General features: G+C 41.8%; 27 protein-coding genes and 1 riboswitch. Of the genes, 7 read left to right on the top strand and 20 right to left on the bottom strand.

Annotation, left to right across the window (positions count from 1 at the left end; all coding sequences use genetic code 11):
• The first annotated feature begins 441 nt into the window (after window positions 1-441).
• Window positions 442-894 carry an RNA recognition motif domain-containing protein gene (locus tag FCV43_RS16420; RefSeq protein WP_017051822.1) on the top strand — a complete coding sequence of 151 codons (453 nt, stop codon included), beginning with the start codon at window positions 442-444 and terminating at the stop codon, window positions 892-894.
• Here the strand turns inward: FCV43_RS16420 and murI are convergent.
• The 3 genes from murI to FCV43_RS16405 are packed head-to-tail and all read right to left on the bottom strand — an operon-like array spanning window position 857 to window position 4251.
• A complete protein-coding gene (gene murI / locus FCV43_RS16415) occupies window positions 857-1660 on the bottom strand; it encodes a glutamate racemase (RefSeq protein WP_170961678.1) in 804 nt (267 codons plus the stop codon). The two genes, FCV43_RS16420 and murI, sit on opposite strands and share 38 nt — an antisense overlap.
• A gap of 56 nt (window positions 1661-1716) precedes the next feature.
• A complete protein-coding gene (locus FCV43_RS16410) occupies window positions 1717-2394 on the bottom strand; it encodes an ATPase (RefSeq protein ID WP_113798861.1) in 678 nt (225 codons plus the stop codon).
• Window positions 2395-2436: 42 nt separating this feature from the next.
• Window positions 2437-4251, bottom strand: coding sequence for a TonB-dependent receptor domain-containing protein (locus tag FCV43_RS16405; protein WP_136995789.1), 1815 nt, complete (start codon window positions 4249-4251; stop codon window positions 2437-2439).
• A 40-nt stretch (window positions 4252-4291) separates the two neighbouring features.
• A riboswitch (cobalamin riboswitch) is annotated at window positions 4292-4496 on the bottom strand.
• Window positions 4497-4650: 154 nt separating this feature from the next.
• On the opposite strand from FCV43_RS16405, the gene trmA reads away from it, so the two are divergent.
• On the top strand, window positions 4651-5760 hold the full coding sequence (trmA, locus tag FCV43_RS16400) for a tRNA (uridine(54)-C5)-methyltransferase TrmA (protein ID WP_136995788.1): 1110 nt from the start codon (window positions 4651-4653) through the stop codon (window positions 5758-5760).
• A 61-nt stretch (window positions 5761-5821) separates the two neighbouring features.
• Here the strand turns inward: trmA and FCV43_RS16395 are convergent, their stop codons facing one another.
• Window positions 5822-6199: a YijD family membrane protein gene (locus FCV43_RS16395; RefSeq protein ID WP_017051817.1), complete on the bottom strand. Its 378-nt coding sequence runs from the start codon at window positions 6197-6199 to the stop codon at window positions 5822-5824.
• The gene (gene fabR / locus FCV43_RS16390) at window positions 6199-6840 is read right to left on the bottom strand and encodes an HTH-type transcriptional repressor FabR (protein WP_029203275.1); all 642 of its coding nucleotides are present in this window, start codon (window positions 6838-6840) and stop codon (window positions 6199-6201) included. Before fabR ends, FCV43_RS16395 begins: the two co-directional genes overlap by 1 nt.
• 300 nt (window positions 6841-7140) lie before the next feature.
• Between fabR and sthA the strand changes: the two genes are divergently transcribed.
• Window positions 7141-8541: a Si-specific NAD(P)(+) transhydrogenase gene (gene sthA / locus FCV43_RS16385; protein WP_017051815.1), complete on the top strand. Its 1401-nt coding sequence runs from the start codon at window positions 7141-7143 to the stop codon at window positions 8539-8541.
• A 135-nt stretch (window positions 8542-8676) separates the two neighbouring features.
• Here the strand turns inward: sthA and dinF are convergent, their stop codons facing one another.
• From dinF to lexA, 3 genes are all read right to left on the bottom strand, one after another.
• Entirely contained in the window at window positions 8677-10047 is a 1371-nt protein-coding gene (dinF, locus tag FCV43_RS16380; RefSeq protein ID WP_170961677.1) for an MATE family efflux transporter DinF, read from the bottom strand.
• Between the two features lie 114 nt (window positions 10048-10161).
• A complete protein-coding gene (locus FCV43_RS16375; protein ID WP_136995786.1) occupies window positions 10162-10974 on the bottom strand; it encodes a class I SAM-dependent methyltransferase in 813 nt (270 codons plus the stop codon).
• An 83-nt stretch (window positions 10975-11057) separates the two neighbouring features.
• Entirely contained in the window at window positions 11058-11672 is a 615-nt protein-coding gene (lexA, locus tag FCV43_RS16370; RefSeq protein ID WP_029203273.1) for a transcriptional repressor LexA, read from the bottom strand.
• A 469-nt stretch (window positions 11673-12141) separates the two neighbouring features.
• Between lexA and plsB the strand changes: the two genes are divergently transcribed.
• The gene (gene plsB, locus FCV43_RS16360; protein WP_136995785.1) at window positions 12142-14562 is read left to right on the top strand and encodes a glycerol-3-phosphate 1-O-acyltransferase PlsB; all 2421 of its coding nucleotides are present in this window, start codon (window positions 12142-12144) and stop codon (window positions 14560-14562) included.
• A 77-nt stretch (window positions 14563-14639) separates the two neighbouring features.
• Here the strand turns inward: plsB and ubiA are convergent, their stop codons facing one another.
• The gene (ubiA, locus tag FCV43_RS16355) at window positions 14640-15494 is read right to left on the bottom strand and encodes a 4-hydroxybenzoate octaprenyltransferase (RefSeq protein WP_017051811.1); all 855 of its coding nucleotides are present in this window, start codon (window positions 15492-15494) and stop codon (window positions 14640-14642) included.
• Complete coding sequence (locus tag FCV43_RS16350) at window positions 15495-16034, bottom strand: chorismate lyase (protein ID WP_017051810.1); 540 nt, start codon at window positions 16032-16034, stop codon at window positions 15495-15497.
• Window positions 16035-16185: 151 nt separating this feature from the next.
• Here FCV43_RS16350 and FCV43_RS16345 point away from each other — a divergent pair, with 151 nt between their 5' ends.
• Window positions 16186-16593: a flagellar basal body-associated protein FliL gene (locus FCV43_RS16345; protein ID WP_017051809.1), complete on the top strand. Its 408-nt coding sequence runs from the start codon at window positions 16186-16188 to the stop codon at window positions 16591-16593.
• A gap of 133 nt (window positions 16594-16726) precedes the next feature.
• On the opposite strand, the gene glpG is transcribed toward FCV43_RS16345, so the two are convergent.
• The 6 genes from glpG to ftsY all read right to left on the bottom strand — a co-directional run bounded on the left by glpG (window position 16727) and on the right by ftsY (window position 22256).
• The gene (gene glpG, locus FCV43_RS16340; RefSeq protein WP_136995784.1) at window positions 16727-17560 is read right to left on the bottom strand and encodes a rhomboid family intramembrane serine protease GlpG; all 834 of its coding nucleotides are present in this window, start codon (window positions 17558-17560) and stop codon (window positions 16727-16729) included.
• The gene (glpE, locus tag FCV43_RS16335) at window positions 17561-17881 is read right to left on the bottom strand and encodes a thiosulfate sulfurtransferase GlpE (RefSeq protein ID WP_017051807.1); all 321 of its coding nucleotides are present in this window, start codon (window positions 17879-17881) and stop codon (window positions 17561-17563) included.
• Window positions 17882-18279: 398 nt separating this feature from the next.
• On the bottom strand, window positions 18280-19137 hold the full coding sequence (rpoH, locus tag FCV43_RS16330; RefSeq protein WP_017051806.1) for an RNA polymerase sigma factor RpoH: 858 nt from the start codon (window positions 19135-19137) through the stop codon (window positions 18280-18282).
• 206 nt (window positions 19138-19343) lie between these two features.
• Complete coding sequence (gene ftsX, locus FCV43_RS16325) at window positions 19344-20315, bottom strand: permease-like cell division protein FtsX (RefSeq protein WP_017051805.1); 972 nt, start codon at window positions 20313-20315, stop codon at window positions 19344-19346.
• On the bottom strand, window positions 20305-20979 hold the full coding sequence (gene ftsE / locus FCV43_RS16320; protein ID WP_017051804.1) for a cell division ATP-binding protein FtsE: 675 nt from the start codon (window positions 20977-20979) through the stop codon (window positions 20305-20307). The genes ftsX and ftsE overlap by 11 nt, the downstream gene beginning before the upstream one ends.
• Before the next feature lie 44 nt (window positions 20980-21023).
• The gene (gene ftsY, locus FCV43_RS16315) at window positions 21024-22256 is read right to left on the bottom strand and encodes a signal recognition particle-docking protein FtsY (protein ID WP_136995783.1); all 1233 of its coding nucleotides are present in this window, start codon (window positions 22254-22256) and stop codon (window positions 21024-21026) included.
• Between the two features lie 184 nt (window positions 22257-22440).
• Between ftsY and rsmD the strand changes: the two genes are divergently transcribed.
• Together rsmD and FCV43_RS16305 are read left to right on the top strand one after the other, a co-directional pair.
• Window positions 22441-23040 (top strand): 16S rRNA (guanine(966)-N(2))-methyltransferase RsmD, encoded by a 600-nt coding sequence (rsmD, locus tag FCV43_RS16310; protein WP_017052888.1) that lies wholly within the window; start codon window positions 22441-22443, stop codon window positions 23038-23040.
• Window positions 23037-23303: a DUF1145 domain-containing protein gene (locus FCV43_RS16305; protein ID WP_017052887.1), complete on the top strand. Its 267-nt coding sequence runs from the start codon at window positions 23037-23039 to the stop codon at window positions 23301-23303. The genes rsmD and FCV43_RS16305 overlap by 4 nt, the downstream gene beginning before the upstream one ends.
• Before the next feature lie 75 nt (window positions 23304-23378).
• On the opposite strand, the gene FCV43_RS16300 is transcribed toward FCV43_RS16305, so the two are convergent.
• The 4 genes from FCV43_RS16300 to FCV43_RS16280 form a co-directional block, all read right to left on the bottom strand.
• Window positions 23379-23963 (bottom strand): YhgN family NAAT transporter, encoded by a 585-nt coding sequence (locus tag FCV43_RS16300; protein ID WP_017052886.1) that lies wholly within the window; start codon window positions 23961-23963, stop codon window positions 23379-23381.
• Window positions 23964-24060: 97 nt separating this feature from the next.
• On the bottom strand, window positions 24061-24294 hold the full coding sequence (locus FCV43_RS16295) for a YecH family metal-binding protein (protein WP_017052885.1): 234 nt from the start codon (window positions 24292-24294) through the stop codon (window positions 24061-24063).
• Between the two features lie 75 nt (window positions 24295-24369).
• Window positions 24370-24990: a lysoplasmalogenase gene (locus tag FCV43_RS16290; RefSeq protein WP_113798836.1), complete on the bottom strand. Its 621-nt coding sequence runs from the start codon at window positions 24988-24990 to the stop codon at window positions 24370-24372.
• A 934-nt stretch (window positions 24991-25924) separates the two neighbouring features.
• On the bottom strand, window positions 25925-26293 hold the full coding sequence (locus FCV43_RS16280; RefSeq protein ID WP_017052883.1) for a hypothetical protein: 369 nt from the start codon (window positions 26291-26293) through the stop codon (window positions 25925-25927).
• Window positions 26294-26445 lie beyond the last annotated feature (152 nt).

The raw sequence follows: 26445 nt of genomic DNA, 5'->3' as shown, positions 1-26445 counted from the left end.
GAAAACAAACAGTACGAAACTAGTGATTATCATCAACGAGTGCCCACACAGATTGATAGGTCTAAATTGTTAAAGAGCTTTTCTAGCTTGCCTTTCGGCATGTCGCTAGGGGTGCGAATAATACGCTTCCCAATTTAAGAGTCAATATGTTTTTAAAAAAACTTATTTTCTCTTCTGATTTCGAATCGTGACTTGCGTCTCGTTCCGTGTCAGTGAGGCGGCATTATAGAGATGAATGAATTTATGACAAGTACTTTTTTGCAATAAATTTCTGTTCGTTTAAAATACAAACAATCCATTGTTTATCGAATAAAATTTCAACATTTGAAACGCATCACAGCAATGGGTTGGAAAAACGTCAAGCATGTACGTAAGATTCATGTATCTATTATGTTAATAGTAGATGCGTCTATTTCGTTACTTAAAATGTAGTATTCATATATGAACTCAAAAAAATCTATCTTGTTAATCGTCGCTCTAGTTGTTCTAGGCGGCATTGTATTCTCGCAGGTTGCTATTTCCCCTGCGCTAACTTTTGTTATCGGTGTTTTGGCTTCCGCTTTTATTCTTAATCTTTCAAGCACCAAGTCGGCAAGTGAGCCTGAACAAAACCCATCAACTAAAACACTTTATGTAGGTAACTTGCCTTATAAAGCCAACGAATCTCATGTTCGCGAATTGTTCTCTGAGCAGGGTGAAGTGTTTGCTGTACGCCTAATGAAAGATAAGCGTACTGGTAAACGTAGAGGGTTTGGTTTTGTTGTTATGGCAAGCAATGATGTGCAAACGGCTATTTCAGCATTAAATGATAAGGATTATATGCAGCGAACTCTGAAGGTACGTATTGCAAATGACCCTAAACATCCTGAAATTGATGAAGCTGAACAGGAATAAAACCTAGCTGATTCAATATAATATTTAGTGCGTCCTCTTTTATAGGAGGCGCACTACAAAAAATTTGATTCATTCCTACCTGACTTTTCTCTTTTATCTCGGTGAGTTCGAGCAACTCTTCAACTCTCCGCGCAATTGCTTTTCCTGAATCGATTAATACAACATTCGACCCTAGCACTTGTTGAATCTCATCTCTAATTAGAGGGAAATGAGTACATCCCAAAACCGCAACATCAATATGATTAACTAAAGGCGATAAAATCGTCGCAAGTTCATCGATATTGACACTTTCGCCTCTTAGCTTTTCTTCTCCCATATCAACTAATCTTGTAGAGCCAAGGAGTTTTACGTTTTTATCTAGAGAGAAGCTCTTAATGAGATCATGTGTGTACTCTCGAGTGACAGTTGCTGGTGTAGCGATAAGTCCCACGGCTTTGGTTGATAGCAATGATGCAGGTTTAATGGCAGGAACCACACCGACAATCGGTATAGTTAACTCTTCTCTAAGAGTCGGAAGTACTATTGTACTGGCCGTGTTACAAGCAATAACAACAAGGTCAACCTCATGCTTGGCTACAAAATCAAGCACAAGAGCTTTGACTCTCTGTATTAATACACTTTGTTCGAGCTCACCGTATGGGTAAGCTTCGTTATCAAAAATATAGATGTAATCAAGTTGAGGTAAGAGGCATTTGATTTCTTGATATACAGATAAGCCACCAACACCCGAATCAAAAACCAGCACTCGTTTACTTTGTTTAGACACGCTTCAGCCTCGAGAAAAATACGCAGCAATAATACTCGCTCCTAATATTTTGGCAATCACCTCGAATTTTCGTTCAAGGTTGCTAAATATTTTTGATGACTAAAACGCCCTTCACTATCGATATTTTGTAGCACAATATCAATGCTCCCTTTAAAGCAAGGAGCGTTCGTCACCAACGTGTGGAATTCGCCATCTTCGCCACATGGATCAACCGAACTTGGCAGGTTCTTCAGTAATTCCTTTGTATACGCTTTTCCACACCAATCATTCGCTAAATGCTGGCCATCGACCGTCACGATAAATGTTTGAATACCACGTTGAATGATCTCTTCAGCAAGTTCTTCGCTTGGTGTACCCATCAGTGGGAAAACGCATTCCCAGCCAGCAGGTTCAATATATTCTTTTCTGTATTCGGCAATACCGTTACAAAACATATCCCCAAACGCTACGGCTTGAATGTCTAATGAGCTTTGCTTTAAACCATCAACAATTGCTGATTGGTATACCTCATTACTTGGAAAGACTTCAGGCAGCTCTATTAAGATTAGAGGCAAACCAATAAGATGGGCTTGCATCTCAACGACAGCGATTGGTGTTGCTTGAAAGGGAACCTGGTTTCCAACATATGTTGTATAGAGGCCAACCACATCATAATCTGGATCTTCAATTAGTCTCTCTAAAGTTAAAGTTGAGTCCTTGCCTGATGACCAACTAATGACAACGTTCTTTTTCATAATTATCCCTAATGAAAAACCGCCCGAAGGCGGTTTAGATATTTAGAATTGATAGCTTAAATTAGTAAAGAACCGACGCTCTGGAGCATTATAGCCCAGCGACGTTTGGTATTTTTCATCAGTTAAATTATCAATTTTACCGCGAACAACTAGTTCAGGACTGATCCAGTAGCCAACAGACACATCCCAAAGGCTAACTGATGGCAGCATATTTCCGGAAATATTGGTTTCATCAGGATTCCCCAATCGCTCACCGGTATAAAGGTAAGTTAAGTTGAACTCAACATCTTCATAGTAAGCATCTAGCAACCATTTATAATTTTCATCTGCTCGTTTAGCGAGTTTGTTGCCTCTAGAATCTTTATGATCTTTATATTCAGCAACTATCGTGTGATGAATAAATCCGGTATCAAATCCAGCTGAAATCTCGATACCTTTCAGCTTCGCATCTACATTTTCGGCATACCATGGGCTTCCTTGGTACCAGATAATCAAATTGTCGGCTTCATTGTTATAATAAGTGACATCAACATCAATGAGATCAAATTGGCCACTATATCCAATTTCACGATTGATAGACTCTTCGGCTTTCAAATCTGGGTTGCTTGATAAATCAGAATAGCTAGGCGCTTTAAAAGCCGTACCTATATTTGCTCGCACTTGATGATTTTCAGCGACACTATAAGCTCCACCTAGACTCCAAGTGGTATAATTGTCGTATTTATCATGCTTATCATTACGAACGCTTGCGTTTACATGAAAGCGTTCATCTTTAATATCACCAGAAATATAAACACCAGTCGTATTTTGAGTCTCCCCGACTAGTGGGTCTAATCCCCAACCAACAGAATCATCGCTGAGCTTTTCTTGTCTCCAATCCGCACCAGCACCAAGAGAAGCCAAATTGTTTATTGCATAAAGATTGAGGAATTGAGCACTGGTTTGATCAATAAATTTCTTAGTTCCCGCTCCATCTTTACCTTCCGCAGAAGTATATTCCAGAGAATCAATGGCCTGTTGATTTAATCGAAACACGGAATTGAGTTTATCACCTTGATATTGCACTTCTCCGGTTACACTTAAGTTTTCTGTATAACCAAATTTTTTCCCAGATGAATCGTACTCCGCCAAGCTATCAAACCAACGAACAGAAAGTGAACCTAACCACTGTTTTGAAATTTGATGGGAATAGCCAGCAAAGATATTGCTGCTTTCATATCCGTAATCCAACCCTGTTGCAGGGTCTTTAATATCAAAACCTTCAGTTTCTTCAAAACCACCAGCAAGTTTAAGCGTACCGCTTGCCGCTACTTTTTTTGTTGTCGAGAAGCTCGCTTCACGCTGGTTGTCACTACCCGCGCCAACATTTACAGATGTTCTTTCTCCAGCATCTTGTGTGCTTGTGATGATATTGATGACACCAGCAATCGCATCAGAACCATACAAAGCGCCACCAGCTCCTTTAATAATTTCTACACGCTCGATTAAGCCAATTGGGAAGTGATTAAAGCTAACTTTTCCTGCCGACGTTTCAATTCTTACACCATCAACCAGGACTAAGACATGATCACTATTGTAGCCACGCATAAAAATAGAGGCACTTTGCCCACGGCCACCCGTTTGAGAAACCTCAATTCCAGGCACTCGTTTTAATACATCAACCAATGACTTTGCTTGGTACTCTTCAATTTCTTGTTTGGTAATAACAGTAGTTGAAGCAATAACTTCATTTAGAGGCTGCTCAAAGCGATTAGCCGTCACCACCATGGTTTCATCAGCAGAGGCTTCTTGGGCATGTAAATAAGAGATAGGGGTAAGCAGCGATGCTACAGCGATCGCTAAAAGGGATTTGTTCATTTTGTATTCCTAAATCGCGTAAATTCCGACTAAATCATCCGATATGACTCAGCTGCTGGCAGGTATTCGGACTTAAGAGCACAGCCAATAGGCCACCTTATATTTAACTTCCCACACAAACCTATGTGCAGTGTTTGACAAATACTCGTTCTCTTTTACCGCTGCGCGTCAGTTCTGGATTTGCACCAGATTCCCTTTTCGGCCATCTATACATCTAAAATAGCACCAGCTCGCGAGGATAGTATTAAGCTATTGATAGTTTGTCTAGTTAAAGATAGGCATAAGCTATAGTTTTTAGGACACAATTTAGACGGATTACACAACAGCACTGGACAAGCGCGAGGGATTGAATAAAATCTGCGCTCTGATTTAAATGCACGCGACCAAAAAGGCATGAACATGGCGACTCTAGATGTAAACCCGCAACGCTACCAAGAACAATTGGCCGAGAAGGTTGAACGCCTTACTCAAATGTTTACTCAATACAACGTGCCTGAATTGGAAGTCTTCGAATCTCCAGAGCAGCATTATCGTATGCGTGCAGAATTTCGCGTCTGGCATGAAGGTGACGATCTCTACTACGTCATGTTCAATCAAGAGACTAAAGAGAAATATCGCGTCGATCAATTCCCAGCAGCAAGTCGATTAATAAATGATTTAATGCCACTGCTTACTGATGCCATGAAAGAGTGTGAGACACTGCGTCATAAATTATTCCAAGTCGATTTCTTATCAACACTCAGTGGTGAGATCTTAGTCTCTCTGCTTTACCATCGCCAATTAGATGAAGCATGGATCGAGAACGCCAAAGCTCTAAAACAGCGACTTAATGATGAAGGGTTCAATCTAAACATTATTGGCCGTGCGCGTAAGATGAAAATTGTATTAGACCGCGATTATGTCATCGAGAAACTGGACGTGAACGGCAAGCCTTATATCTACCAACAAGTCGAAAATAGCTTTACTCAACCCAACGGTGTAGTTGCAACGAAAATGCTAGAATGGGCTATCGATTGTACTCAAGATAGCAGTGGTGACTTACTTGAGCTGTATTGTGGGAACGGTAACTTCTCATTAGCTTTAGCTCAAAACTTTGACCGTGTATTAGCGACTGAATTAGCAAAGCCATCGGTTGTATCTGCACAATACAATATTGAAGCAAACCATATCGATAACGTGCAAATCATCCGAATGTCTGCTGAAGACTTCACAGAAGCAATGGAAGGCAAACGTGAGTTCCGTCGCTTGAAGCAAGCTAACGTTGATTTAAAGAGCTACAACTGCAACACCATCTTTGTTGATCCACCTCGCTCTGGCATGGATGTCGATACCTGTAAGATGGTTCAAAGCTACGAGCGAATCATGTACATCTCTTGCAACCCTGAGACACTACAAGAAAACCTAGATATTTTAAGTGAAACTCACAACGTGACTCGCTTTGCTCTATTTGACCAATTTCCATATACGCACCACATGGAAGCAGGCGTGTTCCTAGAGCGCAAAGCGTAGAACAGAATTGAAAGCAAAAAAAACGAGCCACTTTCGGCTCGTTTTTTATTTTAAAAATCACTTACTCAGCCGTTGGACGATCCATAAAGCCAAGTTTCTTGCCGACCCAAGCCAACAGGACAAGCATGACCATAATCGAGAAAAAGTTTGAGCCTGCTTCTGGATATTGTGCTTTTACGAAAGCGGAGTGGCCAAACATCCCGACAAAGAAACATGCCAAACCAACTAATGGAATATCTTCAGATACAGGACGGCTTAGATACTCTTGGTATAGCATCTGAACAGATAGTACCAATGCAATTAGTGGAAAAATAGAAAACGAAACTTCGCTCATTGTCATCCAAGACAAAAGAGCATCACCACATACACCCGCGATGAGTGCTAATACCAACGTTTTTTTTTCAGACTTACGAGTTGTAGCATTATTTTCATTCGACATTATTCAATCCTGCCTTTTAATCGGTTACGTTCACGTTCTTTGCGATACCAAAAAGCGCCCTTGGCAATCATTCGCAACTGCATAATCAATCTTTCTTCGAGCTCTTCTCGCTCATGTTTTTCTACATCTAATACTTCAGCACCAGAACTAAAAACAAGAGTGACCGACGCCTCAGCTTGAGTCATCGCCTCTTCTCTATTCATACCAGTGGTAATTAAATATTCTGTCAATTCTGCGGCAAAATGTTGGATTTCTCGAGCTACCGCAGTTCTAAATTCAAATGAGGTACCAGAGCGTTCACGTAATAAGAGGCGAAAAACATTAGGATTACTCTCGATAAACTCCATAAAGGTCTCTACCGATGTCCGGATCACGCTGCCTTCTTTGACTATTCTTTGACGAGCTTGTCGCATCAGCTGTCTTAATAGTAATCCGCCCTCATCAACCATAGTTAAGCCTAACTCATCCATATCTTTAAAATGACGATAAAAAGAGGTAGGTGCAATACCCGCTTCACGAGCGACTTCTCGTAAGCTTAAATTCGAGTAACTTCTATCTGCACTCAGCTGACTAAATGCAGCGTCAATCAATGAGCGACGAGTTTTCTCTTTTTGCTGTGCGCGGATTCCCATGGACTTCATAGTTAACTAGGTCTTCTGTTGGTTATCATTGAATGATGTGTAGTGTTTAATATAACGCGAATAACGACGTAATTTAAGCCTTAACATTCACCCACTTGAATAACCCAAAGAAGTTAATACACCCAGAGATCCAATTGCAATCGACAACTCTGCATTTGGAGACATACCGCATACCAAATTTGAGAATTAGATGAATCTGCGTGATCCGATCCACTCTCTGGGGTGCTTTTCGTTTACCAAGACCACTAATCAGTTAAAATCTCGCTACAGCAATGTTAATAATTATAACAAGGATGAATTATGGCACATTCCAATCACTTTGACGTGATCGTAATTGGTAGTGGCCCCGGAGGTGAAGGGGCAGCAATGGGATTAACCAAAGCGGGATTGAATGTCGCTATTATTGAAAAGGAGAGCAGCGTTGGAGGAGGGTGTACCCATTGGGGCACGATCCCATCGAAAGCATTGCGTCATGCGGTCAGTCGTATTATTGAATTCAATAACAACCCCCTATTCTGTAATAACAACTCCAGCATTCACTCGACGTTCTCTAACATCCTTGGTCATGCCAAATCAGTCATTGATAAACAGACTCGCTTACGCCAAGGTTTCTACGATCGAAACCAATGCACCTTGGTATTTGGTACCGCCCGATTTACTGATTCTCACACAATCTCGGTCACTCAAGCCGATGGAACCATTGAAATCTACAGTGCCGATAAATTTGTGATTGCCACAGGCTCTCGCCCTTACCAACCCGACAATGTTGATTTTTTACATGAACGAATTTATGACAGCGATTCGATTTTATCGTTAAAACACGACCCTCAGCATATTATTATTTATGGTGCTGGCGTGATTGGCTGTGAGTACGCCTCGATTTTCCGTGGGTTAGGCGTCAAAACAGACCTGATTAATACTCGCGACCGACTTCTCTCTTTTTTAGATAACGAAACCTCTGACGCTTTGTCTTATCACTTTTGGAATAGCGGTGTCGTGATCCGTAACGACGAAACTTTTGAGAAAATTGAAGGCACTGATGACTGTGTGATCGTCCATTTAGAGTCTGGCAAGAAAATGAAAGCCGACTGTATTCTCTATGCCAATGGGCGAACCGGTAATACTGATAAACTCAATTTGGAAGCGACGGGGTTATCTGCGGACTCTCGTGGTCAAATTGCGGTGAACCAAAACTATCAAACTGAGATCGACCATGTCTACGCTGTCGGGGATGTGATTGGTTACCCTAGCCTAGCCAGTGCCGCCTATGACCAAGGTCGTTTTGTCGCTCAAGCGATCACTCATGGTCAAGCAAAAGGTCACCTGATTGAAGATATCCCGACGGGCATTTATACCATCCCGGAAATCAGCTCAGTAGGTAAAACAGAACAAGAGCTCACCGCAGCAAAAGTGCCTTATGAAGTGGGACGATCTGCGTTTAAACATTTAGCGCGCGCACAGATCTCAGGTAAAGATTTAGGTAGCTTAAAAATACTGTTCCACCGAGAAACAAAAGAGATCTTAGGCATCCATGTTTTCGGAGAGCGTGCTGCGGAAATTATTCACATTGGTCAGGCCATTATGGAACAGAAAGGAGAGGCGAATACGATTGAGTACTTCGTCAACACTACCTTTAACTACCCTACAATGGCTGAAGCTTATCGTGTTGCCGCATTAAATGGGCTGAATCGCTTATTTTAACCTTCATATTTGCAAACCGATATCGGTTAGGCCGCAATGAGATTAAGTTGCTATAAGCAGATGTAACGCTAGATTTCTCCTTCAAATAAAAACGCCCTCGTCAGTGAGGGCGCTTTTATTATAAAATTTAATTAATCAGGCAACACTGCTCTTCATGTCAACATCACCTAAAAACGTCCCTTTCTTCCATTGATAGATAAAAATAGTTCCCAAACCAATGCCACGCATTAGCATAAAACCGATCATCGCCAACCATAGCGCATGATTACCAAGTGAAGAAAAAAGGAAAAAGAGTAGAAAGAAGCCGTTGGTTGCAATAAACATACTATTTCTCATCTCTTTGCCTTTCGTTGCACCAACAAAGATACCATCCAACAAAAAACACCACATCGCCGCGAGAGGCATAGCTACAAGCCAAGGTAAATAGGTATTGGCAAGTTCTTGGACCTCAGCGATAGAGGTGATCAACAGGATCATGTGCGATCCCAAAAAAGCAAAAACAAAGGTCAGCCCAACGCAGATGATCAAGCTCCAGAAAAAAGTACCGATGAGCGATTGATTTAGCTCCGCACGATCCCTGGCTCCAATCGCTTTTCCAACCATGGCCTCCATCGCATATGCGAAACCATCCATGCCATAAGAGATCATCATTAGAAAACTCATCAATACCGCGTTAGCAGCAACCACTTCATCACCAAAGTTCGCACCTTTAAAGGTCATAAAGCTAAACGCGGCCTGCAAGCAAAGTGAACGTAAGAAAATATCACGATTTAAATTAATGAATCGGCTTAAACCAGAACGAGTTTGAGACAAAATCGCCATTGGGGAAGGCAGTGATTTTTGTCGCCACACACGAACGACACATAGCAAACCGAAACTCATCCCTGCATAATCCGCAATAACGGAAGCAAAGGCAGCACCTTCGACCTTTAACCCTAACCCCATTACAAAAAGAATATCGAGTGCAATATTAGTGACATTGGCAATAATCACCATCCACATAGGCGCTTTCGAATTTTGCGTTCCGAGTAACCAGCCTAAAATGACAAAATTAGCTAACGCTGCTGGCGCACTCCAAGCTCGAATCGAAAAATATTGCTCTCCGTAATGCTTAACTTGTTCACTCGCATCGCTAAAAGCGAAAATAATATCGGCGACGACGCTGTGTAATAGCAAGAAAATAAATGCAAAACTCAATGCCATTCCAACACCCTGAACAAAAACCAAAGCCAGTTGGCGTTTATCGTCACCGCCATATGCTTGAGCAGCAAGTCCTGTTGTCGACATTCTCAAGAAACCAAGTAACCAGAAAGTCACGCTGATCATCATGCTACCTAAAGCCACACCGCCGAGGTACCAAGCATGCTCAAGATGACCGATAACCGCAGCATCCACTAAACCTAATAAAGGAATCGTGATATTGGATAACACCATTGGGATAGCAAGCAACAACACGCGTTTGTGTACTGCTTGATTGGATAAAGTTTGGAAGAATAGATTCTGCACGCTCACCTCTTTGGTTGATGAGCGAGTGTAGCTTAGTCGAATTTCAGCCGCTACTCATTCAGCGGTGATCTCATACGCGACAATCAGCGACATCAAAGCAAGGCTCTAACTCACCTACCAGCGAAGTTGAATAAGAACGGGGGTTAACCTCTGCTTTAATGAGGGGAAACGGCATAACCATCGCTGCCAAGATTTCCAACGGCTGCAGTTTTTATCGAGTGGCGAAAATTGTCGAACCCACTGCGCCCATGGCAGCCAATTCAGTACTTTCTCACTAGGAGATGAAAAGCCGTGTTGATAATCACTAGAACCTAAACCTTGACCAATACGGGAAGAGGTTTGATCTCCCGCGAGAACCAAGCACGCATGAGCTTGAACAAAATGACGGCCTAGAGCTTGTACAAAGTTGGCAACCTGCTTTTCTGAACAATCTAACAACGCTTGTTCACACAAGAGCATCACAGGGGCTTGCTCAGGAATGTTCAACTTATCGAGCCATGATAAATCATTCACAGATCCACAGCTCAATTGGTAACGTTCATTCTTGTGAAATAGTTTCTGTCGCCACACTAGGTTTTCAGTGACATCCAGCTCAAGCCAATGACAACGACCGTTATCAATACGATAAAAACGAGTATCGAGCCCAGCTCCAACGTTAATCACCCACGCATCTGGGTATTGTTGTAAGAACAGGAGTACTTGTGCATCGCATAATTGAGTAAGAGTGGCATGAAGGAGTTGTTTCTGGTCAACATTCCCAGATAAGCATTCAGCAGCAAGATAGCAACGTTGACATGCTTGGGCTGCGATAGGGTCATACACCAGTCCATTATCAACTAAACTTTCTCGGCTTCGAAGCCAAAGAGGTTGTAACAAATTGGCTGGAATTTGATAACTAGAGTCAGTTTTTTTATTTGGTCGGGGCATCATCATCTTCCTTATGTCACCATAAAGAAGATGATAATGAATATCAATTACACTTGCAAGTTATTGAGAATAAATCCCATAAACTACATCCAGTCTGTATTACGAATAATACCAACGGCGATGCCTTCAATCGCAAGATGTTGTGATGTGAGGTCAACTTGAATTGGCGAGAACTCTTCATTCTCAGCATGCAATAGTACGGTAGAACCTTTACGTTCTAAACGCTTAACGGTTACATCTTCATCGACGCGAGCCACGACCACTTGTCCATCATGCACATCTTGTGTCTTATGAACCGCAAGTAAATCTCCGTCCATAATTCCGATGTCTTTCATGCTTTCGCCATTTACGCGCAATAAGAAATCCGCTTGAGGCTTGAACATACCAGGATCCACTTTGTAGTGAGTCTCAACATGCTCCTGGGCTAAAATTGGCTCACCTGCGGCAACTTGTCCAATGAGAGGCAAACCCTCATCAGGGGCATCTTCCAGAAGGATACGAATACCGCGTGAAGCTCCCGGAATGATTTCAATAGCTTGTTTTCGAGCAAGCGCTTTTAAATGTTCTTCTGCAGCATTCGCAGAACGGAAGCCAAGTTCACGGGCAATTTCGGCTCGTGTTGGTGGCATTCCGGCTTCTTCAATCTTACTTTTGATTAGATCGAAAACTTGTTGCTGGCGGGGCGTTAACGGCTTCATAAGTCACCTGTCTTTTTATACAGTTGACTGTGAGTATATCCAGTAAGTGGTGAAATGAAAAGCTAATTGGTTGTTTTTTAATTTGTTTCATAAAGACGCACGAGTTCCTGCATCATTACCGAGGAAAAACCTCTCTTTTTTAGACTTTTAATCTCTTCATTCATTGCGAGAACGACTGAACTATTCATACATTCAGCCGATTAAACATCAACGCTTCTAGAGCGATGGTTTAATATTTTTTAACCCGTTATCGCGTATACTTAAATTTAGTGAGTGAATACTTTTACATTAATTGATGCTCACATGACTAATACCATTAAAAGGTTCGACCAGTTTCTGGTATTCTTGCATCGCTTAAATTTAACGCTTATGCCTATCTCTATTTTTTTCCTAAGCCTTTCTGTCTTATGTGGTTGAAAGTAAAGATACGCCTATGTATTTTTTATAACTTTCGAGGCTGCGAACCTTTATGTCTTCAGGGCACTCTTTCTCACGTTCATTACTAAAATTACCCATGTCATTATTAGTAAAAGGAACGGCTATTCCTTCAAATCCTATTGAAGACCATAGTATTGATATCAATAAACCCATTGTTTATGCATTGCCTTTTCGCTCCAGTGTCGACCTACTGACTCTACAAAAACATGCTCTAGAGTTCGGGCTACCCGATCCACTTTCACCTTTAGAGATCAATGGCCAATCCTTTAAACGTTTTGTGTTTATCTCATCACGACCTACGATTGTTCAAAATGATCAGCATGTTCCAAGTGATTCAATTTCGTTATTCTCAGAGCTACTAAAATTACATAGCTTGGATTCTGAGTTAGACGTACAGGTTATCCCTGCGACGGTACTTTGGGGTCGCAAGCCAGGTAAAGAAGATAAACAGAAGCCGTACTTGCAAGCGATGAATGGTTTACAAAAAGCGAAAGCCGTTATCGTATCTGGCCGAGACTGCCTCGTTCGCTTTAGCCCTGTGGTATCACTACGCCATATGGCAGATACCCACGGCACCGACGAAACTATCGCGCACAAATTAGCTCGAGTGGCTCGAATTCACTTTTCTCGCCAAAAACTGGCAGCATCTGGCCCTAACTTACCTAATCGCATGGTGCTGTTTGATCGCTTACTGAAATCAGCGGTTATTGAAAAAGCGATTGAAGAAGAAGCACAAGCCAAAAACATCCCGATAGAGAAAGTGCGCAAAGAAGCCCAAGCGATCATGGATGAAATTGCTGCGAACTTCTCATATTCGCTCATCCGAAATGGTCAAAAAATATTGGGCTGGGTATGGAATAAAATCTATCAAGGTCTGAATATTAATAATGCGGCAACCGTGCGTCGTTTAGCACAAGATGGACATGAAATCGTTTATGTTCCTTGTCACCGCAGCCACATGGACTACTTACTACTTTCTTATGTGCTTTATCATGAAGGTATGGTTCCACCACATATTGCCGCTGGTATTAACTTAAACTTCTTCCCTGCGGGTCCTATTTTCCGCCGTGGTGGCGCATTCTTTATTCGCCGTAGCTTTAAAGGCAATAAATTATATTCGACTATTTTCCGTGAGTATTTAGCTGAGTTGTTCACTAAAGGCTACTCTGTCGAATACTTCAGTGAAGGTGGACGCTCTCGTACTGGCCGTTTACTGCAAGCGAAAACGGGTATGCTTGCGATGACGATTCAAGCCATGCTCCGTGGATTGGATCGCCCTGTTACGCTAGTCCCGGTTTACATCGGCTATGAGCATGTAATGGAAGTGGGCACTTACGCCAAAGAGCTACGCGGTAAACGCAAAGAGAAAGAGAATGCGAGTTTAGTTCTACGAACCATTCGTAAACTGCGTAATTTCGGCCAAGGGTACGTTAACTTTGGTGAGCCGATCCCTCTGAATCAATACCTAAATGAACATGCTCCTGAGTGGAATAAAGATATTGATGCGATGGGCACAACCAAACCACAATGGCTAAACCCTGTGGTTAATCAACTTGCCACTAAGATGATGACGCATATCAATGATGCTGCTGCCACCAACGCGTTAACTTTATGTGCCACCGCTCTATTGGCTTCTCGTCAGCGTGCATTATCTCGTGATTCATTGATCTCTCAGATTGACTGTTATCTATCGATCTTAAGAAACATCCCTTACTCAGCAACCAGTACAATTCCAAGTGAGAGTGCGGCTGAGTTAGTGAAACACGCGGAGTCACTGAATAAGTTTGTAATCGAATCTGACAGCATGGGTGATATCATTTCACTCGATCGCAACCAGTCGATTTTGATGACTTATTATCGCAATAACATCATTCATTTAGTTGCCTTGCCTTCGCTCATTGCACAGATGTTGATTCGTCATCGCCACTTATCGATTCAACAAGTCCAAGAGAATGTTGCGAACATTTATCCTTTCTTAAAGAAAGAGCTGTTCTTAAGCTATGAAGATGAGCAGTTAGATGGCGTAGTCACGGCGATTGTGAATGAACTTTCTCAACAGAAAATGCTCACGATTGATGACGATGTCATCTCAATCAATGAATCAAATAGCCAGACGTTAATGCTGCTAGGACGCACGATTACAGAGACGCTACAACGCTACTCGATTACGATGAACTTATTGGTATCAAACCCTGAGCTAGGTAAATCAGATTTAGAACAGAAGAGCCAAGATATCGCTCAGCGCTTAGGTCGCCTACACGGTATCAATGCACCAGAATTCTTCGATAAAGGCGTGTTCTCTGCGATGTTCAATACATTGAAAGAACAAAATTATCTCGACCAAGATGGTAACTGTGACTTAGAGAAAACGCGTGAATTCTCTAATCTACTGTTTTCTATGCTTTACCCAGAGATACGCCTAACCATTCAAGAAAGTGCTTACCACGCTTAAGTGAGCGTTGGTAACACCATGATCAAAAAGGCATCCTACCGAGGGATGCCTTTTTTCTATCTTTCTATAGCTTTTGGTTACCAGTAAGCAATAAACAAACCCAATGTGACAAGCATGCCGACATAGTTATTATTCAAAAAAGCTTGAAAGCAGAGATCTCGATCTCGATGACGAATTAGGTGCTGCTGATAGACAAACAGAGCGCCAACGATTAACAATGCCCAATAATAACTCGCCCCTAGCGTTAACCAGTTACCCAGCACAATAAGCATCGCTAGCGATATTAACTGAAAAGACCCTACCGCCATCTTATCAAAACGACCGAATAATATAGCCGTCGATTTGATGCCGATATTAAGATCATCATCTCTATCCACCATGGCATACTGAGTATCGTAGCCAATTGTCCATAGTGCATTAATACCAAAGACAAACCACACTAACGTCGGTAATTCACCAGACTGTGCAGCCCAAGCCATAGGAATCGCCCAACTGAATGCCAAACCGAGGAACAGTTGTGGTAAGTGGGTAAAGCGTTTCATGAATGGATAGATGAACGCTAACACAAGCCCGACAAAAGAGAGCTGAATGGTGAGTGGGTTCATGGTTAATACCAGCAGAAAAGAGACCACAGCGAGCACTAAAAACAGCCCTACCGCCTCTTTCGAGCTCACTTTTCCTGCGGGTAATGGACGTGACTTGGTTCTTTTAACATGCCCATCGACTTTGCGATCAGCAAAATCATTAATCACACAACCAGCAGCACGCATTAGAATCACACCAGCAACAAATACCACAAGCACGCTTACATCTGGGATGCCTTGTGCTGAAATAATTAATGCCCAAAGGGTCGGCCATAAGAGCAACAAGGTTCCAATAGGTCTGTCCATACGCATCAACTGCCAATAGGCGCGAGCTTTCGATGCTGTCATTTACACTCTCTCCTTAGAGTAAATTGGGGATGTCGGTAAAAATAGTTCAGCCACGAGCATCGGCTTATGGTTCATCCATAACCGAGAGCGACGAGCCAATAGTGGACCATCAGGAGTCATAATAACTCCCACTTGCAAGCCATCACGCTTAACGGCATCAGCACTGAACACGGTCAGCCCTAATGGGATATCCCCTTGCCTTGCTAAATCATACTGCTGATCAATCAATGTTGAACGTGGGATCAGTGTTCGACCTACAACCCAAGCTTGTTTATCACCACTCAACACCACTTCTCGTAATAAACATTCTTGAGGAGATAATAAGCTCGCTTCGTCATCCTTGAGTACGGACATATCAACAATCTGGTTATGTAACAGTTCAACCGTCAAATTCTGACAATGTTCACCTAATCGACGTGAAAGTGATCCTTGCTCTAAAAGCCATTGCTTGGCAAATTCACTCGGAAACACGAAATTTTCTATTTTTTGCCACTCTACCTCTAATAAATAAGATAGATAAGGTGCTGTAAGTTGATTCATACTAGTATTCAATTAGTGGCTTTATATCGTACAATAAAGCTTCAATGAGTGGTCACTCTGACCATATTGTTTATTATAAATTTTTGACTCTCCATTGTACCAAGACAAAGGCGTTTCGAATATCGAGATAAGAGAAAGAAAAGTTAGCACTATGTATAAACGTTATATAACCCAGATACTTCTCGCATTCAGCGTTCTTATGTCGCTCCCAACCGTTGCGGAAGAAGAAGCGGCTCCAACATTGGCTTACTTTACATTAGAACCGGATCTAACAACCAATTTTCATACCAAAGGTAAGAAGCTTGGCTATATTCAAGTTCGTATCGATATCATGGTCGCTAATTCAGCAGACTTAGCGACGGTGGAGCTTCACCAACCATTAATTCGTGATGCTGTTATTGAGCTACTTGGCCAACAATCAGAAGATACCGTAAAATCACTCTCAGGACGTGAAGATTTGAGAAAAGTGTTAGTTGATCACCTAAATACGATTTTACTCCCTGAAACGGGAAAAACGTTAATCGCCGATCTACTTTTCACAAAATATCTTTATCAATAAAACGCGTCACCAGTAAAGCTTTCTATTAATAAACCATCTATTAGCTCTAGACCAATGAGGTCTATACCGATGAAAGAACCAAAAAAGCGACTTCATGTCGCTTTTTTTATATTCAAACCCAACAGAAAGGCTATTACGCTTTCTTATATTTAGCACTGTCGATGTAGGCAAGAACAACACCGCTGAGCAAACCTGCTAAGTGTGCACTATTTGCTATCGCCATAAATGGTTGAACAAACCCCAGAACGAGCCATACCAGCATGAACCCCACGATTGGTTTTGGAATCGATAAACCTTGATGTGGCGCACGAGTGCCAAAGACCCATAAGTAGCCAACCAATGCATACACAACCCCTGAGAGCCCACCAAAATTAGCCCCTTCAATCCAGTATTGCCCTGCTCCTGATAAAGCGGAAGAAATGACGAATATCTGGGCGAGCTTGAACACGCCCAACTTTTTCTCAATATCGCCGCCGAGTTGCCACCACCACAGCACATTAAATGCGATGTGCATGACAGAAAAGTGCAATACAGCATGGCTCAACCAACGCCAAATTTGCCATTGCTGTCCTTCAATTGCTGGGAAATGCAAAGCAGAGAATATCTGCTGTCCAAAACCAACTTGTTGCAAAATAAAAACGACAATACAAGTCAGCATAATCACAAGAGTAAAAGGTCCAGCCTTTGCTTTTATCATGGCTAGCATGCTTGGCATTGGATAATGTAGTACGTTCTTTCTCGTTTCAGCCACATCCCACGATGCAGCTTGGTATTTACTCTGCTGAGGGTTTTGCAAAAATTGATTCAGTTCAGATTCGACCTCAATTTGAAATTGCGCATCCCTGAGCCACAATGCAAACTGACCACTTCCTTCAGGCATCATCTGAACTTCAATTTGACGCGTTGCCATATAATCAATGAACGATTGGGCAACTCGAGGATTATTTAATGTGATCAGTCTTATCATTTAGTGATTCTCTATTGGTAACTGTGCACGGTGCCAAGCTTCAAACCCACCATCGACACTATAAACTTGTTCAAAGCCTTGGTTAATTAGATATTGTGCCGCACCTTGGCTACTAATTCCGTGGTAGCACATAACTAAAATAGGCTGTTCAAATTCTACTTCATCCATAAAGGAAACCATACTGTCATTGGTTAAATGGTAAGCCGATTTCGCATGAGCAACAGCAAAAGACTGTGGGTCTCGAATGTCGGCAAGGCGAGCGCCTTTTTGCTCTATCAGGTTGTTGGCATCTTGAACATTAATGTGTTGAAACTGTTCCATTGACTTTCTCTTAGGCTAATTATTATTTAATCATTGTAACCTATCCCAAGACAAACAAGCACAGACACTCAGTAGGGTTATCCACTAACGTTCAAAAAACCATCGTTTGTGGATAAAGCTGTGGATTGCGTTGATAAAGTGTTACCTACAGATTAGATCCACTATATATAGTAATGATCCTTATTTATTTGTGTGTAAGATGGAAAGTATCCCCACAAGACAAACCGCTCTCCTGCCTTGATACACCCTGCTTTTTCACTACTGTTGAAGAATTACCCCACAGACTTACCCACAGGTAAAGTTGTCATATACGATCTTATTTCGATTTATTTTCGATCACCAACAAAAAAGCCGAGATCAAATGATCTCGGCTTTTTCATAATATTTGTTTGAGGTCGTTAGAACTCTCCAACCGCCAGTTTCAATTTCTTCATGGCATTTTTTTCTAGTTGGCGAATTCGTTCGGCAGAAACACTGTAAGTTTCGGCCAACTCTTGCAAGGTCGATTTATTATCTTCTAACCAACGAGATCGCACGATATGCTGACTGCGCTCATCAAGAGTAGCCAAAGCGAGCCCTAAGCGGTTATTAGTATGCGACTCCCAGTTATCCGCCTCAATGTTTTCTGCAACATCTGAAGCATGATCTTCAAGATACAGAACAGGAGCAGTATAAGCAGAAGCTGAATCATCATCGTCAGAAGGCATTTCAAACGTTGGATCTTGAGCAGCCAAGCGAGATTCCATTTCACGAACTTCAGAAGGGTCGACACCCAACTCTTTCGCTACCGTCTCAACTTCACCATTATTAAACCAACCTAAGCGTTTTTTTGACTTACGTAGATTAAAGAATAATTTACGCTGAGCTTTTGTCGTTGCTACTTTTACGATACGCCAGTTACGTAATACGTACTCATGGATTTCAGCTTTAATCCAATGAACAGCAAAAGAGACCAGTCGGACGCCCACTTCTGGGTTAAAGCGTTTTACCGCTTTCATCAAACCGATGTTACCTTCTTGGACAAGGTCGGCCATTGGCAGTCCGTAACCGGAATAACCACGAGCCACATGGACAACAAATCGAAGGTGAGAAAGGATCAAACCTTTCGCTGCATCGATTTCACCCTTGTAATGTAGTCGCTCAGCTAGACTGCGCTCTTCTTCTGGTGTCAGCATTGGGTAGCTGTGAGCAGAACGAATATAGCTGTCTAAACTGTCTTGTGTGACTAGAGCCATTGGGTATGCTTGCTTTGTCATTCAATTCCTCATCAATCTCTGATCTGGAGTATTACCTACTTCGAATCGATTAAACTTACATCGATTGAGTATTCTAACCGCCTATCTTGAACCTAAAATGAACAGGATTCAAGTTGGGGGAAGTTATTATGCATAAACTTTCCCCTGATACAAGTCAATAAATAAACCACAGAGCTTACTTATTGTTTAAATATGACCCCATTCACTTATACAGGTTCAATTTCTTTTAGGTGCCTTTGTGCAGAAAGCTTCGCAGCCATACAACCGAGTAACGTCCCAAGCATGAGCAACAATAAGGACTCATCCCAACTCAAGCCTATTAATCGAAATTGACTGTCATAAAGCCGAGCAAGATCGGCGACAGTACTGTTAAGTAATACGGTTATTAATGCGGTTAATACCCACGCACTTACCGCACCTAACAGACCAAACCACATTCCTGAATAAAGGTATGGGCGTAATATAAAGCTATCAGTCGCACCGATAAGCTTCATGGTTTGGATTTCATCTTTATTCGCCAATACATTAAAGCGTAATGTATTACCTACAATCAAAAATACGGCACCAACCATCAAAATCGTTAATGCAATGACGATTGCCGTAGCTAACGTCTGAATGGCACTCAACCGCGCCAACCAATCTTCATCCAAACGCACATCTGTCACTTCTTGTTTCGCTTGAACCTGCTTAGCGATACCTTTTACTTCTGTGTTATCACTCACATTAGGAGTAATAACAAGGACACCGGGCAAGGCGTAGTCATCAAGCAGACTGATCGCTTGATCAAAACCAGAATACTGACTTAATTCATTGAGGCCTTGTTGTGGAGAGATATATTCGACCCCCGCCACCACATCCCATCGTTCAATTTCATCTTTAAGCACCATGACCCGGGCGTCTGGCATTCCTTCCTCTATATAAGCACTCACTTGCGAAGAGCCCGTAACATCTTGTGCCGCAACTGAAATATTTTTACCCAATAAGTAAAGACAAGCTGGCATGCTCAATGCCATTGAAATAACGGCTAGGGTTAATAAGTTGCCTAAAGGGCGGCTCCACAATGCTGAAAATGAGGATTTTGCTTGGTTGATGTGGATGCGAATGAAGCCATCTGTTTTTGGTCGGTAGCCCGTTCGAGATTTATTTTGGACTTTTTTATTACGACGATTAGCGGCCATAATCTTCGACCTCACTCAAAAAACCTTGATTCAACTCTAAGTGACGATACTGAGGTCGAGAATTCACGAGGCTGACATCATGCGTCGCTAATAGAATGCTGACACCTGCACGATTGAACTCTTCAAATAGCTTAAGTACTCGGCTGGAAAGTTCTGTATCTAAGTTACCAGTAGGTTCATCGGCCAATAGTAGCGTTGGTCGGTTAACCACTGCTCGTGCAATACCAACGCGCTGTTGCTCACCGCCAGACAGTTGGCTTGGCAAACAACGCGCTTTATCTAATAGATCGGTTTTATCTAATGCTGCCGACACTCGGCGTTTTATCTCATTTTCAGAGATAGATTCAATTCGCATTGGTAGCGCGACGTTCTCAAATACACTGCGATCCATTAACAAGCGGTGTTCTTGGAAGACAATACCAATGTTACGACGCAAAAATGGGATATCTTTGTTTGGGATTCGCGTGATGTCGTGATTATTAAAACTGATTTTGCCATCAGTTGGTCTTTCAATCGCGCAGATCAATTTCAACAAGGTACTTTTACCTGCACCAGAATGCCCCCCCAAAAACGCCATTTCACCGCGACGTAAATGAAAATCCACTTTCTGCAATGCTTGTCGCCCACCGCGATAAGCTTTACTCACTTGTTGAAATTTGATCACCGAATATATCCTCTTACAAGTTAGTCACCATTAACGGTGAACTATTACTCTTCTCGGCTAAATAGCGCTTCAATAAAATCTTGAGTTTCAAACGGACGTAAATCGTCAATGCCTTCACCCACGCCAATAAAACGGATAGGGATCTGGAATTGGTCTGCAATCGCAAAGATAACGCCGCCTTTTGCTGTGCCATCCAATTTAGTCAATGTGATACCGGTTACTGGCGCAACTTCACTAAACAACTTTGCTTGGCTAATTGCGTTCTGTCCTGTACCCGCATCAAGGGTTAGCATAATTTCGTGCGGTGCTGAATCATCAATTTTCTTCATCACTCGAACAATCTTACGCAACTCTTCCATCAGGTTGCTCTTATTCTGTAAACGACCAGCGGTATCGGCGATCACAACATCAACACCACGCGCTTTCGCCGCTTCAATGGCATCATAAATAACAGAAGCACTGTCTGCTCCGGTATGTTGCGCGATCACAGGAACGTCGTTACGCTCACCCCAAACTTGCAGTTGTTCAACGGCTGCCGCTCGGAAAGTATCACCCGCCGCAAGCATGACTTTTTTACCTTGGCCTTGGAACTGCTTCGCAAGTTTGCCAATCGTCGTGGTTTTACCAACACCATTCACACCCACCATCAAAATAACGTAAGGTGTTTTGGTGGCATCCACTTCTAGTGGTTGGTCGACTTGAGTCAAGATGTCTGACATCTCTTCTTTTAATAGGCCATATAACGCTTCACCATCTTTCAAATCTTGACGCGATGCTTTTTCCGTTAGGTTTTCGATAATTTTTACTGTGGTGTTCATTCCCACATCAGCAATAAGCAACTGTTCTTCGAGTTCTTCAAAAAGATCTTCGTCGATTTTTTTGCCTTTAAACAAGCCAAAGAACCCAGCACCAATATTGGCTTTCGTGCGGCTTAAGCTGCGTTTTAGGCGTGCAAAAAAGCTTTCTGTTGGCTTCTCTTGCTCTTGAACTCTGACTTCTGCTTCTGCTTCTGCTTCTGCTTCTGCTTCTGCTTCTGCTTCTGCTAGGTCAGCATTATCGACCACCGTCTCTTCTTCAATACTATTTTGTGTAGTTTCTTCAACCTCAGAAACCTCTTCTTTAAGCTCATCGACCAATTCCTGCTGGGCAAGTTCTTGCTCAACGGCTTCTTGTTCTAATGCTGACTCTTCAATCTCTTGCTTTTCTACTGGGGCTTTTTGATCATCATCACCAAAGCCAAGCCACGAGAGTAATCCGCGCTTCTTTTTTTCTGTCATCTGAGGAGCTTCCTAGATCTACTTAAATAATTACAACTCTCTGCCTTTTCGACAAAGAAAAATGATAAAGCAGTGAAAATTTTTCATTTAGCTTGCTACACTTCACCATTACAAATTTGTTTAACACCCACTCCAATGTCATGGGGCTCGGTATAGTATCACTTTATTAGCGGTCAAAAAATCTATGGTAAGACGTCGTCAGCAAAACACATCACAAAAAAAGCCTTCAACTGGCTTTGTGCGCATCATTAGTGGCTTATGGAGAGGCAGAAAACTTCCTGTCCATGATGCTGAAGGTCTACGACCAACGACCGATCGTGTGAAAGAAACGGTATTTAATTGGTTAGCACAAGATATCCCACATGCTAACTGCTTGGATGTTTTTTCTGGTTCAGGAGGGCTAGGTTTTGAAGCCGCCTCTCGTCAAGCAGACAAAGTGACCTTATTGGAGTTAAACCCTGCGGCTTTCCAACAGATTAAGACTAACATCACCGCGTTGAAAGCCAATAACATAACGGCAGTAAAAACCGATGCTTTAGCTTTTTTAGGCCAATCAGGTACCCCTTATGATGTGGTTTTTATTGATCCTCCCTTTCATAAAGGCTTACTGACAGAAACCGTTACACTTTTAGAGCAAAATGGTTGGCTCAGTGATGGCGCGATGATCTATATTGAGACAGAAAAAGAGCTGCTGTTAGAGGGGATACCTCAGCATTGGAACTTACACCGCGAGAAAACCGCAGGCCAAGTTTGCTATCGATTATTTGAAAGGGTAACTGAATGAAAATTCTAATTTTATTAGCGAAAGCGTCTATTGCTTTTGTGTGGTTTGTATTGCTGTTTAATATTTTTCAGCCTTTCCCAGGCAAAGCAGCCATTGCTCTATATATCATGACGGCCTTTCTGTTCATTATGCATGGCTTGCAAATGCTTATCTTCATTGGAGCTTTCGGCGATAAAGTCAAAATGAGTCGCTGGGAACGATGGTCGATTCTTTTCTTTGGTATTTTCGCTCTGCTGGATATACGTCGTAAACATATGATGTGATCTTTCATCGTACCAAATAAAAACGGAGCTCATTATCGAGCTCCGTTTTTTTATTCAATACACTCTATTCGTAGTCTAGCCTAGGTAAAGCTTCACACCATCGAGGAACATTTGAGTTGAAATCATCACTAGCATGAGCCCCATGAGTCGCTCAATGGCTTTCAGTCCCTTCTCACCAAGTAATTTATGGAAGAAGTTATAGAACATCAAAATAAAGAAAGTAGCCCCCCAAGCGAGTAACACAGCGATAGACCAGTCAAAAAGTCTATCGGGCTCTTTACTTGAAAGCAGAAGCAAAGATGCAAGAACCGATGGCCCTGCAATCATGGGAATGGCCATTGGTACGATGAAAGGTTCATCACCAGCCGCCAAACCAGTAATGCTTCCTGCTTGCGGGAATATCATCTTAATCGCAATGATAAATAGAATGATACCACCAGAAATACTTAATGTTTCAGGCTGGACGTGAAGGAAACTCAAGATCCCCTGACCTGCAAATAGAAAGACCATGAGAATAATTAGAGCAAAGAACAGCTCTCTAATTAAAACCATTCTTCTACGCTTTGGATCTAAGTGTTTTAGGATCGATAAAACGATAGGCAAGTTACCAAGTGGATCCATAATAAGGAACAACATGGTTGCAGCAGATAAGATTTCCATGAAGATAGTCTCACAAAGCCAGAATTGGCGCAGTATAACAGCCTAATTCTGGCTTTTCGATGCTAAAAGCGGGAATACTATTTAGAATGGAAACGTATTAGTGATGACAAACACGCTCTGTATTTGTTGCCAGTTTTCCATCCACTTCCACCAGTTTTCCTTTTGATAATAGGAACTCAAGCAGATCATCTAATGTAAGATCGCTGTGCTGACAAGTACAAAAGCGAGTATCTTGACCATGTTCAGCGGCAACATGTGCATGTAGGTCTTCTTTAGACATTGGGGTTTCGTTTAATAAATTCAGCACATTATGGCCATGAACTTCAGTCATTTTATTCACTCCTATTTTGAGGCACACAGCATAGCGAATTATCAATGCTCTGTTTTGATTTATCACAGTTTAATTTTAGAAAATGATAGAAGACACAATAAGCGCATGAGCAAGAAAATAACTACCTGATATCCAGTAGTTCGCACCTCTTATCGGCTTTCGATAACTGTTAATAACAAACATTAACCCCGAAAAAATAAGAATAAAACAGCCAATAAACCCAAGGCTATGCCCTAGCGTGGGTTCTAGTAACCACAACTCTCCACTCGCCCAGCTTAACTGTATTAAGACAATCCCCATAATTGTGGCTGGAAATAGAAAACTATCAAGCTGGGGAAGAAGCAACAGAAACGCCACGATACTGGTCGCCAACAACAATGCAGGTAACCACCACACAATATCGCCAGAAAGCTGCAACCAAAATAGTTTGCTATAGCATATTTGTGCAATCAGAAAGCCAATAAAAGGTAAGACTCTTTTTTCTGTCAGTACGTGCAACACATCTGAGAACATGAAGAGCGCTAAACCCGAAACCATCCAGAACGCAGTGCTTTGAGTCTGAACTTCGGTCAAAACAATCAAAATCAGTAACAACAGCGTAAATACTTTCGCTGCTAAAGAGTGAGTTCGCTCGCCTCGATTAGCGGCCGAAATACAAATATAGCCTGATAGGCTAACAGCTAGCCAACTCCACATATCATTACCTCTGATGATTCATCGCCGTCAGTCTAGGGAGCTATGATTTGATGTAAAGCGATATAGAGAAAAAGTTGGATCTTGATTGTGAATAAGTATTTATTGGCATTACGAGTTTATAAATAATCTCGCCGCGTATTCCTCACAACGCTCAAGCCTTTTATGGCGGCCTCTCCGGCTCAAAAATTAAAGTAAAACATCAAAAGCAAACGATTACAGCGCTTACTCTCTAGTAACCTCCACCTGCGAGCATGGTCATGCCTACTTTTGTCCTTTCAAACCCTAAAAAAAACCAGAAATACCCAACAAATAATTACTAATTTCATACAGTTAAAACAAAAATAACAACTTACACAGAGACAGACTACACAACCTATCCAGAGCCAACAAAACAATGGAATTGATGACGCTTTATTGTCATTGCATCTTTTTTTTGACACTCACCTTACAAACAGAGCCAACAGGAATAATCAAAAGTATCATTTACCGACCAAAACAAGATTCAGACAAGGAAAGCGCAATTAAGCAAACTTTACATCTATTAACACAATAAAAACACTAAATACCACCAACAAAAACAATAGGTTAAAACCGTTCGCGTATGTTTTTTAGACTTAACGCACAAATAAAAAACACATCAAAAATACAAAAAAAGTAAGGATATAAACAAGATTACTGGGTAGATAATGTATATTTACGAAAGCTTGACAACAAATTAGTTGATCAAACCACCAAAGTAATGATATTGTTAAAGACATAGAGAACATCCACCAAACAAAGGAGCAGTGTTATGATTTCTTCGTCGCAAAAACAAGGGCTTGTAATGATCGCAGTAGTTGTTGGCCTAATGACACTGCCAATGATGTACTAATCAGTACTATCAAAAATACAAAAAGGGACGCGATTGCGTCCCTTTTTTGTTTTATTCTCATTATTATGAAAGATGATTCATTAATTCATCCCAGTGTAAGTAATAAACACCCAATGCTGCAAAAGTGATCAGCCCCATCAATAACACCACAACTCGCCAAATGAATCGGCTACTTCTAGGGGTTAACTCTCTTTCACATTCATCACACACCGATAAAAACTGTTTTCGGTCATCAAGCTTATAATTATCCTCGTGAACAATCTTATTACGAATCGTCGCGATATATCTCAACTTACCGATAACGTCGTGAGGTAATCTCTCTTCACTACTGGTAATCAGTTGATGCAAGCCCTTTCCGTCGGCATGGTATTGAACTCTCAACAGCTTCTCGATCTTTCGAGTGCGCGTGACGACTTTCTCAATATCAGACATCGCAGTTCTCCTTAACTCATCATAATTCTAGTCGAGCTACTTTCCATTCTTCTATAAATAGAACACATTTTCGAGCACTTAAGCGTAAATTTGAGTAAATACGATGCATATACCACACCAAAGATTGTGAAGTGAGCCGAAAAATAACTCCC

The organism is Vibrio genomosp. F6 (assembly GCF_005146325.1).
Lineage (GTDB): Bacteria > Pseudomonadota > Gammaproteobacteria > Enterobacterales > Vibrionaceae > Vibrio > Vibrio cortegadensis.
Note: the sequence above shows the minus strand (reverse complement) of the source record. Positions and strands in the feature narration are given on the sequence as shown.